The organism is Amycolatopsis thermalba, assembly GCF_003385215.1.
Lineage (GTDB): Bacteria > Actinomycetota > Actinomycetes > Mycobacteriales > Pseudonocardiaceae > Amycolatopsis_E > Amycolatopsis_E thermalba.
On record NZ_PQHW01000002.1, the window covers coordinates 1 to 13,956 of the forward strand.

Sequence of the window (13,956 nt, forward strand, 5' to 3'; positions counted from 1 at the left end):
GTCAGGGGGCGGATACCTATCGCCGGTCGGGGGCGGTGCAGGCGGAGGCGCTGGCGGGTGCGGCGGCGTTGGCGGATGGGATCTCCACCGGTGTGATGATCATGGGCACGGTGGTGGGTTTCGTGCGCGAGATGGTGCGCGACATCGTGGCCGAGCTGGTGGGGAAGCTGATCACGTGGGCGTTGGAGGCGGCGTGCACGTTGGGGTTTGCGACGCCGTTGATCGCGGCGCAGGCGACGGCGGCGATTTCGTCGGCGGTGACTCGGATTGCGGATTTCATCCGGAAGCTGGTCAAGACGATCGGGAACGTGTCGCCGCGGATCAGCCGGGTCATCGGCAAGCTGGATGAGATCATCCAGAAGCTGAGCAAGATCGGCCGCAAACTCGGCGGCGGTGATGGCACCACTCCTTCGGCCGCGTCCGGCGGTGGTGGGAAGGTCGACACGCCGGACCTGGACAGCCCGACCAGCCCGGACGCTCCCAACAGCCCCGACGGCGCGGACGGCACCCCAGGCACCACCCGTCCCGGTGACGGCTCGGGAACTCCGCTCCGCCAGGACGCCGCGGATCCCGACCTGCGTTCCCAGGAGCCGGTCGGTCGTTGCGGCCGGCGTGAGCCGATCGACATGGCGACGGGCGAGATGTACCTCGTCCAGAAGGACGTGCACCTCCCCGGCGTACTGCCGCTGGTCCTGGAACGCGTCCACGTCTCGTCCTATCGGTCCGGGCGTCTGTTCGGCCCGTCCTGGGCGTCCACACTGGACCAGCGTCTGGAGTTCGACGAGCACGGTGTGTGCTACGCGGGGCCGGACGGCGTGATCCTCGTGTACCCGGAACCGCCGGCCGACGGCGAGGTCTACGCGGCCGCCGGCGCGCGATGGCCGTTGTCGCGCACCACCGACGGTGGATACACGATCAGGCAGCCGCAGACGGGCCGGGTTCTCCGGTTCGCCCCCGCCCGCGCCGGCACCGCCGAACTGAGCGCCATCGAGGACCGGTCCGACCGGATCGAGTTCGACCGCGATCCCTCGGGTGTGCTGCGCGCGGTCCGGCACTCCGGTGGTTACCAGGTCGACGTCCTGGTGTCCGAGGGGCGGGTGGCCGAACTCCGGCTGCACGATCCGCGGACGGACGGGATTCCGCTCGTGCGGTACGCCTACGACGACGGCCACCTCACCGAGGTCGTCAACTCGTCCGGCCGTCCGCTGCGGTTCGCCTACGACCACGCCGGGCGGATCACGCGGTGGGACGACCGCAACGGTGAGTGGTACGCCTACACCTACGACCACCGGGGGCGGTGCGTCCGGACCGAGGGCTCCGGCGACGCGCTCGCCGGCACCCTCGACTACGACACCGACAACCGGGTGACGACCGAGACGAACTCGCTGGGCGAGGTCAGCCGGTACCACTTCAACGAGTTCAACCAGCTCATCCGTGAGATCGACCCGCTGGGCAACGAGACCCGGTTCGAGTGGGACCGCTACCACCGGCTTCTCGCCCACACCGACCCGCTGGGCCGGACCACGCGTTACCGCTACGACGAACTCGGCAACCTCGCCGCGGTCACCCGTCCGGATGGCACCCAGGCGCTCATCGAGTACAACGAGCAGGGCCTGCCCGCGACCGCCGTCGATCCGGACGGGTCCGTCTGGCGCTACGAGTACGACGAGTCGGGCAACCGCACCGTCGTCGTCGATCCGACGGGCGCCATCACCAGGTACGGGTACGACGAATCGGGGCACCTGGCCACGATCACCGACCACTTCGGCAACGTGGTGCGCCGGGCGACCGACGCCGCGGGACTGCTCACCGCGGTCACCGAGCCGGATGGCGGTGTCACGCGATACCAGCGTGACCAGTTCGGGCGGGTGTCCGTCGTGCTGGACCCGGTGGGCGGCGAGACGCACCTCCGCTGGACGGTCGAGGGCAAGCTGTTGTCCCGTACGCATCCCGACGGCGCCACCGAGCGGTGGTCCTACGACGGCGAGGGCAACGAGGTCGATCGGATCGATGCGAACGGCAACGTGACGCGTGTCGAGACGACCCACTTCGACCGGTTCGCCGCCCAGACCGGGCCGGACGGTTCCCGGTTCGAATTCCGCTACGACAGCGAAATGCGGCTCCGCGCGGTCCGCAACCCGCTGGGCGCGGAGTGGACCTACGAGTACGACCAGGCGGGGCGGCTCGTCGCCGAGACCGACTACAACGGCCGCACGATCCGGTACGAGCGGGACGCGGCGGGCCAGCTCGTGGCGCGCACGAACGGCGCGGGTGAGACCACGCTGTTCGTGCGGGACGCGTTGGGCAACATCGTCGAGCGGCGGTCCCGCGACGGGGTCGCGACGTTCGAGTACGACCCGGCGGGGCGGTTGATCCGGGCCCGCAACGAGCACGCGGACGTCCGTTTCGAGCGGGATCCGGCCGGCCGGGTGCTCGCGGAGACGATCAACGGCCGCTCCACGGTGTTCGCCTACGACGCTGCCGGGCGTCGGACCTACCGCCGGACGCCCTCGGGTGTGGAGAGTTTCTGGGACTACGGGACGACCCATCGTCCGGTCTCGCTCCGCACGGGTGGGCGGACGTTTTCGTTCGGTTTCGACGCTGCCGGTCGTGAGGTGGAGCGGCTGCTGGACAGCGGGACCACGCTCGCGCAGACCTGGACTCCGGCACACCGCCTGAGCTCGCAGACCGTGGCGAGCGTGACGGACCGCTCCCAGGGGGCGATGCGGAACCTGTACCAGCGCCGGTACCACTACCGCCCGGACGGGTTCGTCCGCGCGGTCGAGGACGACATCGCGGGTGTGCGGCAGTTCGAACTCGACGCGAACGGCCGCGTGGAGCAGGTCACCGGCACTGCCGGCAGCGAGCGCTACGCCTACGACCCCGCGGGCAACATCCGGGCCGCCGGCTGGGCGGGCGCCGAGGACCAGGGCCCACGCGAGTACCAGGGTTCGCTCGTCCTCTCGGCCGGTCGCGTGCGGTACGGGTACGACCGGCAGGGGCGGGTGACGTTCCGGCAGAAGAAGCGCCTGTCCGCGAAACCCGACACGTGGCACTACACCTGGGATTCCGACGACCGGCTGGTCGCCGTGGTCACGCCGGACGGCACGCGGTGGCGCTACCTCTACGACGCGCTCGGCCGCCGGATCGCGAAACTGCGGCTGGCCGCGGACGGCACCACGGTCGCCGAACGAACCGACTTCTTCTGGGACGGCACCGTCCTCATCGAACAGATCGGCAGCGATGCCACCGCGATCTCGTGGGAGCACGACCCGGGCGGGCGGCGGCCCCTCGCGCAGATCGAGCGGGAGTTCGGCGTGGACGGCGCGCGGCAGTGGGTCGACCGCGCCTTCTACTCGATCGTCACGGACCTGGTGGGAACACCGACCGAGCTCGTCGATCCGCACGGTGGCCTCGCGTGGCAAGGCCACCGGACGCTGTGGGGCGCGGCGTTGTCCCGGCTGCGGAACCGGGCCGCGACACCGCTGCGGTTCGCCGGTCAGTACCACGACGACGAAACCGGCCTGCACTACAACGTCCACCGCTACTACGACCCGGAATCCGGTCGGTACGCGAGCAACGATCCGCTGGGGCTCGAGGGCGGGTTCAACCCGCAGGCGTACGTGCCGAACCCGACCAGCTGGGTGGACCCGCTCGGGCTCACCGCGGCGGACGGCTGCGGCCCGGATGGACCGGATGGCGCCGACGAGGAGTACGTACCGCTCTACAAGGCACCGCAACGAGGTCTGGGGCAGCAGCAGTACGACCACGGCTACAACGCGGACGACTACGGCGGGACCGGGCCGTGGGCGGCGGGCGCCTTCTTTGCCCGGGACCGGGAACTCGCCGACACCTACGCCGGTCACTACGGTGAAGGCGTCATCGAGATCCGGATCCCGGCGTCGGAGTACGCGGATCGGTTCGCCCGGTACGAACAGCCGTACCAGGGTGGGCCGCTGACCGAGGTCGAGATCCCCGCGTCTCGAGTGGAAGAACTCAACCAGTACCCGAGAAAGTGGCATCGATGATGAACGACGCGGAGTGGGCGGCTGCGAAGGAACGCTTCCCGATCGGCTCGGCGGTGGAGGCCGTGGTCGAACAACACCTGCCGTTCGGCATGGTCGTGTCCCTGCCCGGGAACGTGCCCGCGTTGATCGACGCCATCAGCTACCGGCCGGGCGGCAACGACGTGTTCGACCATTCGAAGTGGCCCGCGGTGGGCGAACCGATCCACGGCACGATCGCCGACCACCGGGACCGCAACCGGCAGATCCAGGTCCGGGTGGGGCCGCCGGTGTGGGAAAAGACCGGGGGCGATCGGTCCTGACGGTCGAGTGGTCGTTGCGCGCCGAGGACCTCGACAGGATGCGCAGCCTGCGCCGGGTGCGCAACGTGGTCGCACCCGCCGTGGCGATCGCCCACCGCGTGCGGAGCGAGGAGGTGCGGCGCGAGCTGGACGCGTGGCGCGCGGTGCTGCCACGCCTGCCCTGACCGGGCCCGTGCCGCTGCCGCGCCTGCCCTGACCGGCCGTGTACCGCCCGAGTCGTAATCCAAGAGCCGCTTTTCGACGGACGCGCTGTGCTGTCATCTGCCGTAGCTTCGGGGGCGTGCGTGATCCGCGCCGGTGGCCGGCCCTCGTGGACGTGGTGCTCACCCTCGTCCCGCTGGCGTTCGTCCTCGGGGCGACCACCGTGGCCGGCCGGTCCCAGGGGCATCCGCTCGACCTGCCCGGCTACCTGTGGCTCACCGGCGCCGCGCTGCCGCTGGTCGTGGTGCGGCGGTATCCGTTGCCGGTCTTCCTCGTCACCGCCGCGCTGACCTGGGCCTACTACAGCACGGGCCACCCGGGCGGGCCCGCCGTCGTGGTGCCGACCATCGCGCTCTTCGTGCTCACCCGCGTCCGGGGCCCGCTCGTCGCGGGGGTCGCCGGGGCGGTCGTCATCGTGGCCGGGCTGGTCGTCTACCTCGTCCGCGGCGGCGAACTCGTGCTCGACGCCCGCGCCGGGTTGTTCGTCGTGTGGCTCGTCGCCGTCGTCGGCATCGGGACCGCCGTGCGCAACCGGGTCGCGGCCAAGCGCGCGACCGAGCAGGAGGCCGCCGAGCGGCAGTCCCGGCTGGCCGAGCAGGAGCGGCTGCGCATCGCGCGCGAGGTGCACGACGTCGTCGCGCACAGCCTGGCCATGATCAACGTCCAGGCCGGCGTCGCGGTGCACGTCGCGGACCGGCGGCCGGACCAGGCCGTCGCCGCGCTGCGGGCGATCAAGGAGGCCAGCGCCGCCGCGCTCGCCGAGCTGCGCGCCACGGTCACCGTCCTGCGGTCTGGCCAGGGCCTCGGCCCCGCGCCCAGCCTGCGGCAACTCGACGAGCTGCTCGACCACACCCGCGCGACCGGCCTCACCGTCCGCGTCCACGGCTCGCCCGGCGACCTGCCCGCCCCGGTCGACGGCGCGGCCTACCGGATCCTGCAGGAGTCGCTGACCAACGTGGTCCGGCACGCCAACCAGCCCCGTACCGTCGACATCCGCTTCGCCCGCCACGACGGCCGGTTCTCCCTCGTGGTGCGCGACGACGGCCGCGGCGCCGAGACTCCCGCGATCGGCAACGGCCTGCGGGGCATGCAGGAACGCGCCGCCACCCTCGGCGGCAGAGCCGAGGCCCGCGTGGTCGACGGCGGCTTCGAGGTCCGCGCGGAACTACCCCTGGAGGAGACGTGATCCGGGTCATGCTCGCCGACGACCAGGCGCTGGTGCGCGCCGGGTTCCGCGTGCTGCTGGAGACCGAGGACGGGTTCGAGGTCTGCGGCGAGGCCGCGGACGGTGCGCAAGCGCTTGCGCTCGCCCGGGAACACCGGCCGGACGTGGTCGTCATGGACATCCGCATGCCCGGCGTGGACGGGCTCACCGCGACCCGCGAGATCACCGGCGATCCCGACCTCGCCGCGGTGAAGGTCCTGGTCCTGACCACCTTCGACGTCGACGAGTACGTCTTCCAGGCGCTGCGCGCCGGCGCGAGCGGGTTCCTGCTCAAGGACACCGATCCGGTCGAACTGCTCCGCGCGCTGCGGGTGGTCGCCTCCGGCGAGGCGCTGCTCGCCCCGACCGTCACCCGGCGCCTGATCAGCGAGTTCGTCGGCCGCCCGGAGAACCGGCGCATCGACACCGCCGCCGTCCGCCAGGTCACCGACCGCGAACGCGAGGTGCTGGCCCTGGTCGCCGGCGGCCTGTCCAACGACGAGATCGCCGCGCAGCTGGTGATTTCCCCGGCCACCGCGCGCACGCACGTCAGCCGCATCCTGACGAAACTCGGCGCGCGTGACCGCGCCCAGCTCGTGGTGCTCGCCTACGAGTCCGGCTTGGTCACCCCGCGCGGCTCACGGTGACGCAGCACCGCCACCAGCCGCACCAGGAACACCACGCCGAGCAGGCCGACGAGGCCGATCTGCACCCACATCCCGGGCCTCCTTCCCGCCCTTGATGCTCTGCTCAGTAGGCGCGCGAGAGTGGGAGGAGGTTGCGTGACACGCGGATCTCACCCGATGGGTTCACCTGCGAGGATGCGCGTCAGCGACCAGACGCGGTGCGGGTCGAGGTCCACCGGGCGGGGCGCCGGATCGGGCCGCAGCCGGCTCAGCAGGACCTGCTGGACCAGCGCGGTCGGCACGCCGCGGGTGGCCAGCCGCCGCCAGAAGACGTGGTCCTCCAGCCCGTCGGCCAGCGGATCCTCGGTCCAGCCGCCGAACGAGTCGAGCAGCTCGCGCCGCACCAGGTACCCGCTGCCGAGGTAGGGCAGCTCGGCCAGCCGGCGCTCCTCCGGCGGCAGCGCGCCCACCAGGCCCTCGATCGGGTCGGCGACCGGGCAGTGCACGACGTCCACCCCGTCGGACGCGGCGACCAGCCGTTCCAGCAGCCGGCGCGTGGCCCGCATCCCGCCGTCGAGCACCAGCAGCCACGGCGCGGACGAGCGTTCCAGCAGCTGGTTGCGCGTGTAGCCGCGGCCCAGCGGCAGCTCGTGGCGCAACAGGTCGGCCGGGCGCGGAGCGGGCCGCGGCGCGACGCCGTCCTCGCCGACCAGGATCCGCCGCGGGAGCACGGTGCCGGCGAGCAGGTCGCGCACCAGCGGGTCCGGATCGGGTTCACCCGGACGACGGACCAGCAGCACGTCGACATCCGCCCGATCGGCGTCCGGGAACACCGTCGGCACCACCGAGGGCAGCCATTCCGCCCCGGACGTACGGCGCGCGTCCGCGGTCTGCTGCCCCATCCGGGTGGCCAGGGGCGGGTTCTCGGCGGGGGCGCCGAGCGACCGGGTGCCGGCGAACCGCACGTCCCACGACGGGGTGTCGATCGCCAACGGCCGCGGCTCGTCGATGCCGCCGGTCTCGGCGAGCGGCGCGCTCGCGGGCACGCCGGGCGAGGCGGTCAGCACCCGCTCGGCCAGCTCGACCAGCGTCTTCGCGGACGCCAGCGGGTCCAGCGCGGTGCGCACGAACTCGTACCCAGCCTGACGCAGGTCGCGTTCCCGCTGCGGGTCCGCGGCCAGCGCGGCGGCGGCCGCGCCCAGCGACTCCGCCCGCGTGACGACCAGGTGCGTGCCGGGCACCAGCGGCGCGAGGTCCGTGGACGGCTCGGTCAGCACCACGCAGCCGTTGCACAGCGCCTCCAGCACCCGCACCCATTCCAGCGCGCGGGACCGCTCGCGGTGCAGGTTGAGCAGGAACCGCGAGTTCGCCAGGTGCTGGAACTTCGCCTCGCCGGGCAGGAAGTCGACCCGGCGCGGGCCCATCGGCTCGTGCGGCGGGGTGAGCAGCCGGACCCGCAGGTCCGCCAGGTCCGAAGCGTAGGAGGCGAGCAGCTTCGACCGGCGCCGCTCGGCGGTGCCGAGGTAGGTCACGTCGGTCTCGCGGGCGCTGTCCGGGTCGCCGCCCCACGCGTCCCACAGCGGCGAGTAGCCCAGCTGGAAGTGCTCGACCGGGATGCCGCGGCGGCGCAGCTCGGCGGTCGAGTCGTGGTTGATGTCCACCGCACCGGCCAGGGTCGGCACCAGTGACGCGCTGCGCTCGAACGTCGCCGTGCCCGGGTGCTCGACGCAGAACGCGATCGTGCGGCGCCGCTGCTCCTCGGTCGGCTGGTCGGCCTCCGGGGTCACCACGAAGTACTCGTGCGGCACCACGACGTAGACCGTGTCGGCGTCCGCGTCCGGGTAGCGGCCGGTCGCCGTGGTCGCGCGGAACCCGGCGCGGCGCACCGCGTCGGCGACGACCTCCAGCAGCTCGGCCATGAACCCGGAGCCGCCGGTCGCGGACACGAAGCAGAGCTGGACGGTCATGAAGTCCGCCGCCGCACGGCCCGCAGCGGCGCGGTGACCCGCCAGCTCACCGTCGCCCGCGTCGCGTCCAGTTCCCGCGCCAGTTCGGCGACCCGCTGCTCGGCGGCGAGCGTGCCGCTCTCGGCGACCGGCGCCTCCGCCGGGGCCGCGCCGGAGAGCTGCAGCTCGGCGTCGAGCAGCCGCAGCCGCAGCCGGTCCCGCTCGGCGCGGGTCTCGGCCAGCTCGGCGCGCAGCGAATCGCGTTCGGCGCGGGCGACCAGGACGTCCCGCGCCAGCGCGTCGGCCTGCTCGGCGCGTTCGGTGTCGCCGGAGAGCTTCTCGACCTGCTTCACCAGCTCGTCGCGGTGCCGGGCCAGCTCGCGGATCTGCAGCTCGGACTCGCGCAGCTCGGTGCGCAACCGTTCGCGCTCCTCGGTGAACGCGACCCGCTCGGCCCGCAGCCGGGTCAGCTCGGCTCGCACCGCACCCGGTAGCTCGTCGGTCATCCCCGCTCCTTCACCAGCTCGGTGAGCACGTCGGCGTACTCGGCGGCGTAGCCCGCCGGGTCCAGCCAGCCGTGCAGCTTCTCGTAGGCGGCCGCGGCGATCGCGCGCCGCCGGTCCGCCGGGGTGTCCAGGGCGCGCAGCAGCGCGACGGTGAGCGCGTCCGCGTCGTTGGGCTCGAACAGCCAGCCGCTGTGCCCGTCGGTGATCATCTCGCGCGCGCCGAACACGTCGCTGGCCACGACCGGCAGGCCGCAGCACACGGCCTCCAGGATCGAGCGCGGCAGCGACTCCACGTCGGAGCTGTTCACGAACATGTCCGCGGCCTCGAACCACGGCGCCGGGTCGCGCTGGATCGGCACCAGGTCGACCCAGTCGGTCAGGCCGGCCCGCTCGGTGAACTCGGCCAGCGCCAGCCCGTACGGCGACGGGTGGTGGCCGACGATGCTCAACCGGATCCCCGGGTGCGCGCGCCGGACCCGGTCCATCGCGCTGATCAGCAGGCCCTGGCCCTTGCGCGGCTCCAGCACGCCGACGTTGAGCAGCAGCGTGGTGTCCTCGGGGATGCCGAGTTTCCGCCGCGCGGCGCGACGGTCGCGTTCGGACACCTGACCGCCGTACGTGACCATCGGCGTGCCGTAGCGGATCGTGCGGCAGCGCGCCGGGCTGGAGAACGGCAGGAACATCTCGCGCGTGGCGTCGGCGACGAACAGCAACCGGTCCGCCTCGCGCAGCGTGCTCACCCACCGATCGCGCACCGGCGGCAGCAGACCGGCCGGACCCCAGTTCTGGTAGGAGAAGTCGTTCAGGTCGAAGCTTTCGTGCAGCACCCACGCGGTCGGCAGCCCGGCCCGGATCGCCGCGTCCGCGCCGGGGAACGCGCCCAGCGTGTTGACCAGCGCGACCGAGGCGTCGGTGCCGCGCGCGAACTGGGCCAGCTCGGCGATGTGCCCTTCGTAGGAGGCGACGTCGTGCACCCGGTACGGCGAGGTCAGGTGCACGTCGATGCCGTGCGCCTCGCAGTCGGCGCGCAGCTCGCCGTCCAGTTGCGTGATCACCGTGATGCGCCAGCCGTGCCGGGTCGCGAGCCGGTCCAGCAGCTCCTGCAACCACAACTGCCCGCCGCCGACCGCGAGGCTGTGCGTGAAGACCAGCACGTGCCGCGGATCGGTGGCGCCGCGCGGGCGGGTCAGCGCCGCGCGCGTGCGTTCCGCGAGGTGGGCGGCCAGCTTGACGTCGGAATCCTCCGCGGCGGGGTTGGACAGCACGACCTCGCGCGCCTCGGAGGTCCACTCGCCGGACAGCTCGCCGCGGACGCGCACCCGCACCGACAGCGCGCGGTCCTCCCCGGCGGGCAGGTCGATCGGCACCCGCGCCTCGAACCCGCTGACCCCGGCGTCCGGGAAGTCCGGCAGGTGGTCGGCCACGTCCGGCCGCGGCAGGCGGGTGCGCGCGCGGATCGGCTCGCCGCCGTCGACGAGGACCTCGACCAGCGACGGCGCCCGCGAATCGAGCAGCACCCAGCCGCGCACGAACACCACATCGCCCTGCGGGTTGTCGCCGTGCTTCGGGGTGTCGATCTCGTACAGCCGCAACGGTTCCTCGTCACCGAAGCGGCCGACCTCGACGACGGCGCTGGTCAGCGCGTCCCCGTTCGCGGCCCGCACCACGACCTCGTGCCGCCCGGTCGGCACCGGATCCGGCGTGCGGATCAGCAGGCCGGTCGTGCCCGGCGGCTCGGTGCCGGTGTCGTGCCGCCGCACCTCCGCCTCGGACGCTCCGATGTGGACGGTCACGGTCTCGCCCGCGGTGACCCAGCCGCGCAGCTCGAACAGGTGCCCCACCGGCCGTCCCGGCCGCACCAACCCGGCCGCTGTGTTCATCGTCCCGCCTTCAACGTCTCTTCGGCGTCCTTGACCAGGATCAGCACGTCCTGGTGACCGTCCCAGCCCGCCTCGACATACCCGGCCAGGCGTAAGCGCGGGGTGAGGACGTGCCCGGCCACCCACTCCGGCGTGCTCAGCGAGATGCCGTACCCGGGCTGTCCGGGGTAGTCCGCGTAGCCGAACCCGTGGTCACGGTAGTCCGCCAGCACCCGGGCGTGGTCCCGCGCGGTCAGGCCGTACTCGCCGCCGTTGGCCATGCGCCACGCGACGCGGCGGCCGTGCGTGGTCACCACCGCGACCCCGCCCGGCGCGAGCGCGCGCTCGAAGTAGCCGAGCAGCGCGTCCCACGCCGCGATGTCCAGGTGGGTCAGCACCGAGCCGGACCAGATCAGGTCGATGTCGCTGACCTGCGGGATCTCTTCGATGCGCACCGACGCGGGGAGCCCGATCGCGCCGAAGAACCGCACGCAGTGCTCGACGCCGTCGGCTTCGATGTCCGAGGCGATCAGTTCGGCGTCCGGGAAGGCGGCGCGGAACGTGCGCAGCACCCGGCCGTAGCCGCAGCCGAAGTCGAGCACCCGCCGCGGCGCCGGCCGCCCGGCGGCCTCCAGGCCGTGCAGGCACGCCCGCAACGCCTGCCCCGCCACCGCGAAGTAGTGCTCGGTGTTGCCGCGGAACATCGAGTCGCCGGGCGCGATGATCCGGTCGACGCGCGCCATCGTGTGGGCGACCCGCGCGTCCAGCTCGGTCGGTCCGGCGGGGTGCCGTCCGGTTTCTTCGGCGAGACGGCGGCGCCAGGCCAGGCGCATCGCGTCCCGTTCGTGGTCCAGACCAGGTCCCGCGGTGATGCCGCAGCGGCGGATCGCCTGGAACTCCGCCTCGCGCTCGGCGGCCAGGTCGACGAACGCGGTCGGCCGGTCGAGCAGGACACCGAGCCACGCGGCCAGGTCCCGCACCGTCGTGCCGGGCGCGGCGCCGGTCCAGCCCGCCCGGGCCAGCTCGTCGGCGAGCAGCAGCAGGCCGCGGTCGATCACCTGCTCGGCGGCGGTCCCGGCGCGCACCCACTCCAGGTCGATCGCCCGCGGCGGGTCGGTCACCAGCACGTTGGCCGGGATCAGGTCCCACGATGGGTCCGCCCGCACCAGCTCCGCCCACGCGGTCAGCAGTTCCGCGGCGCGCCACGGCTGCTCGATCAGCACCTCGGGCAGGGCCGGGGCGTCCACCACGACGTCCGTCCACTCGCGCACGGCGACCGGGCCGGGTTCCTGCGGCAGCAGGGGAGTGCGGTGGATCTCGCCGCCGACCACGTCCGCCCGGGTGCACCAGCGGGCCGCGCGGTCGGTGTTGAAGTAGGTGGCGAGCACGTCTTCCGGCCACAGGTCCACGGCGGGTTCCCCGGCCGAGGCGAGGAACAGCAGACCGTCCACGGTGTCCAGTCCGAGCCCGCCCTCGACCAGTTCGGCCCAGCGCTCGTCCCGGCCGGCCAGCTCGACCGCCAGCCGCGGGTGGTGCTCCAGCAGCTCGGCGGTGATCACGGCACGCGTGATCCGGTGGTCGGGCAGGCAGCCGAGGACCTTGTGGACGGTCAGTCCGGCCTCGGTCAGCTGCCGCTCCCAGTGGCGGCGCGACTGCCCACCAGGCCGGCTGACGCCCAGCCGGTTCGGCACGGCCAGGCACAGCACGCCGCCGGGCTTGAGCCGGTCGGCGTGCTCGACGCCGGCCGCGACGACCAGGTCGTACCGGTCGCCGGGAACCGCGTCGAGCACCCGCACCCCGGGCAGATCGGCGGTCCGGGCCCGCACGACGTCCGCGTGGTCCGGCTCGACCGCGTCGACCCGCGCCACCCGCTCACCGAGGTATCGCGTCACCGCGCCGTGCCCCGCGCCCACCTCCAGCACGTGCGCGTCCGGCGGCAACCGGAGCGCCCGCAACACGTTCGCCCGGCCGTGGTCGAGCTGGTCCCGCTCGGCCGGAGCCAGCGCCGCGAAGTGCAGCTCGTCGGACAGCGCGGTGTGATCGGCGGCGTGGCGGATGATCTCGGCGACCAGGTCGCTCACGATCAACCCGCCGGATAGGGCAGCAGCATCGAGCGGACGGTCCGCTGGTAGGCGCCCGACAGGGCGGCCTCGTCGGCCAGGTCGCCCTGGGTCACGTTGACGCGGATCAGGTTGTTGCCCGACACCCAGGTGCCCCGGTACACGATCGGCGAGGCGACCAGCTTGTGGAACACCACCTGCGGCGGGATGTTCGGCAGCTGGTCGTTGATCAGCACCAGGCCGTTGCGGACGTAGTACTGGCGCAGCTGGCCGGCGAGCGCGGTCGCGGTGGCCGAGCTGTCCAGCGGGATGACCGTCACCGAGATCTTCTCGTTGCCGGGGCCGCTGGCGTCCGGCTGGCGCTGCGAACCGCGCCAGGCGACCTCCTCCACCGAGCGGCCGCTCAGCAGCGCCGCCTCACCGGAGTCCATGATGCCCAGGTCGACCAGCCTGGTGACCGGCAGCAGACCGCTCTGGCCGTCGGCGGTGCCCTCGGTCGGCGGGATCTTGTCCAGCAGCGCCTGGTTGGGCGAGTTGCTCGCGACGCTCGACGTGGGCGGCGCCTGCGTGGTCGTCGGGCCGGCCTGGTCGTCGTCACCGCCGGAGGTGGTCAGGAAGATCGTCAGACCCGCGGCGACCAGCACCACGACGACCGCGACCGAGATCCAGACGGCCTTGCCCTTGCCCTTGGACGGCTTGTCGTCGAACGCCTCCGGGCCCTGCGCGACCGGGCTGATCGGCGGGAAGTCGGAGCCGCCCCACGGCGGGCTCACGTCGGACTCGGGCGCGTTCCACGGCTGCTGCACCGGCTGCGGACCGGAGTGCGGGAAACCCCCCGGCGGGGAGGCGGGGAAGCCCGCGGGCGGCGACTGCGGCGCGGGCGGGTTGGCCACGTACTGGGTGCGCTCCGGGTCGGCCGGCGGCCGGGCCTGCCAGTTCGGCGAGACGGCCTGCGTCGGCTCGGCGGAGAAGTTCTGCTGCTGGGGCGGCTGTGGCGTGCCCTGCGGCGGGCTGATCGGCGCGATCACCTGCGTCGAGTCGGCGGAGTTGTCCTGCTGGGGCGGCGGCTGCGGGGGCGTCGGCTGCGGGGGCTGCGGCGGTTGCGGCGTGCTTTCGCTGTAGGACACCGCGGACGAGAGCACCTGGTCGCGGCGGACGCGGTAGTCGTCCGCGGAGAGACGTCCCGAGGCAAGCTCTTCGTCCAGCTTGCGCAACTCCTCCTGCCAG

At 73.1% G+C, this 13,956-nt stretch carries 11 protein-coding genes; 5 read left to right on the forward strand and 6 right to left on the reverse strand.

Translation table 11 applies throughout. The features are described 5' to 3' along the window. Positions 1-16: 16 nt before the first annotated feature. A complete protein-coding gene (locus tag D0D15_RS36795) occupies positions 17-334 on the reverse strand; it encodes a hypothetical protein (RefSeq protein WP_244214923.1) in 318 nt (105 codons plus the stop codon). On the opposite strand from D0D15_RS36795, the gene D0D15_RS01025 reads away from it, so the two are divergent. From D0D15_RS01025 to D0D15_RS01040, 5 genes are all read left to right on the forward strand, one after another. After that, positions 309-4,028, forward strand: coding sequence for an RHS repeat-associated core domain-containing protein (locus tag D0D15_RS01025; RefSeq protein WP_244214924.1), 3,720 nt, complete (start codon positions 309-311; stop codon positions 4,026-4,028). The two genes, D0D15_RS36795 and D0D15_RS01025, sit on opposite strands and share 26 nt — an antisense overlap. Then, entirely contained in the window at positions 4,025-4,327 is a 303-nt protein-coding gene (locus D0D15_RS01030) for an RNA-binding protein (protein ID WP_094003446.1), read from the forward strand. Before D0D15_RS01025 ends, D0D15_RS01030 begins: the two co-directional genes overlap by 4 nt. A 38-nt stretch (positions 4,328-4,365) precedes the next feature. After that, a complete protein-coding gene (locus D0D15_RS37495) occupies positions 4,366-4,491 on the forward strand; it encodes a hypothetical protein (RefSeq protein ID WP_255407830.1) in 126 nt (41 codons plus the stop codon). 146 nt (positions 4,492-4,637) lie between these two features. Continuing rightward, a complete protein-coding gene (locus D0D15_RS01035; protein WP_115944184.1) occupies positions 4,638-5,714 on the forward strand; it encodes a sensor histidine kinase in 1,077 nt (358 codons plus the stop codon). Then, the gene (locus D0D15_RS01040; RefSeq protein ID WP_094003448.1) at positions 5,711-6,379 is read left to right on the forward strand and encodes a response regulator; all 669 of its coding nucleotides are present in this window, start codon (positions 5,711-5,713) and stop codon (positions 6,377-6,379) included. The genes D0D15_RS01035 and D0D15_RS01040 overlap by 4 nt, the downstream gene beginning before the upstream one ends. A 149-nt stretch (positions 6,380-6,528) precedes the next feature. Here D0D15_RS01040 and D0D15_RS01045 read toward each other — a convergent pair whose 3' ends face one another. The 5 genes from D0D15_RS01045 to D0D15_RS01065 are packed head-to-tail and all read right to left on the reverse strand — an operon-like array spanning position 6,529 to position 13,943. Further along, positions 6,529-8,325, reverse strand: a complete 1,797-nt coding sequence (locus D0D15_RS01045) for a glycosyltransferase family protein (protein WP_094003449.1) — start codon at positions 8,323-8,325, stop codon at positions 6,529-6,531. Then, on the reverse strand, positions 8,322-8,810 hold the full coding sequence (locus tag D0D15_RS01050; RefSeq protein ID WP_115944160.1) for a hypothetical protein: 489 nt from the start codon (positions 8,808-8,810) through the stop codon (positions 8,322-8,324). Before D0D15_RS01050 ends, D0D15_RS01045 begins: the two co-directional genes overlap by 4 nt. Next, a complete protein-coding gene (locus tag D0D15_RS01055; RefSeq protein ID WP_094003451.1) occupies positions 8,807-10,690 on the reverse strand; it encodes a glycosyltransferase family 4 protein in 1,884 nt (627 codons plus the stop codon). The genes D0D15_RS01050 and D0D15_RS01055 overlap by 4 nt, the downstream gene beginning before the upstream one ends. Next, positions 10,687-12,750 carry a class I SAM-dependent methyltransferase gene (locus tag D0D15_RS01060; RefSeq protein ID WP_115944161.1) on the reverse strand — a complete coding sequence of 688 codons (2,064 nt, stop codon included), beginning with the start codon at positions 12,748-12,750 and terminating at the stop codon, positions 10,687-10,689. The genes D0D15_RS01055 and D0D15_RS01060 overlap by 4 nt, the downstream gene beginning before the upstream one ends. Positions 12,751-12,752: 2 nt before the next feature. Next, positions 12,753-13,943, reverse strand: a complete 1,191-nt coding sequence (locus tag D0D15_RS01065) for a hypothetical protein (RefSeq protein WP_094003453.1) — start codon at positions 13,941-13,943, stop codon at positions 12,753-12,755. Positions 13,944-13,956 lie beyond the last annotated feature (13 nt).

Excerpts from the sequence above, each read along its gene's own strand:
- D0D15_RS37495 (WP_255407830.1), top strand. The coding sequence starts at position 4,366 with ATGCGCAGCCTGCGCCGGGTGCGCAACGTGGTCGCACCCGCCGTGGCG.
- D0D15_RS01050 (WP_115944160.1), bottom strand. The coding sequence starts at position 8,810 with ATGACCGACGAGCTACCGGGTGCGGTGCGAGCCGAGCTGACCCGGCTG.
- D0D15_RS01045 (WP_094003449.1), bottom strand. The coding sequence starts at position 8,325 with ATGACCGTCCAGCTCTGCTTCGTGTCCGCGACCGGCGGCTCCGGGTTC.
- D0D15_RS01055 (WP_094003451.1), bottom strand. The coding sequence starts at position 10,690 with ATGAACACAGCGGCCGGGTTGGTGCGGCCGGGACGGCCGGTGGGGCAC.
- D0D15_RS01030 (WP_094003446.1), top strand. The coding sequence starts at position 4,025 with ATGATGAACGACGCGGAGTGGGCGGCTGCGAAGGAACGCTTCCCGATC.
- D0D15_RS36795 (WP_244214923.1), bottom strand. The coding sequence starts at position 334 with ATGACCCGGCTGATCCGCGGCGACACGTTCCCGATCGTCTTGACCAGC.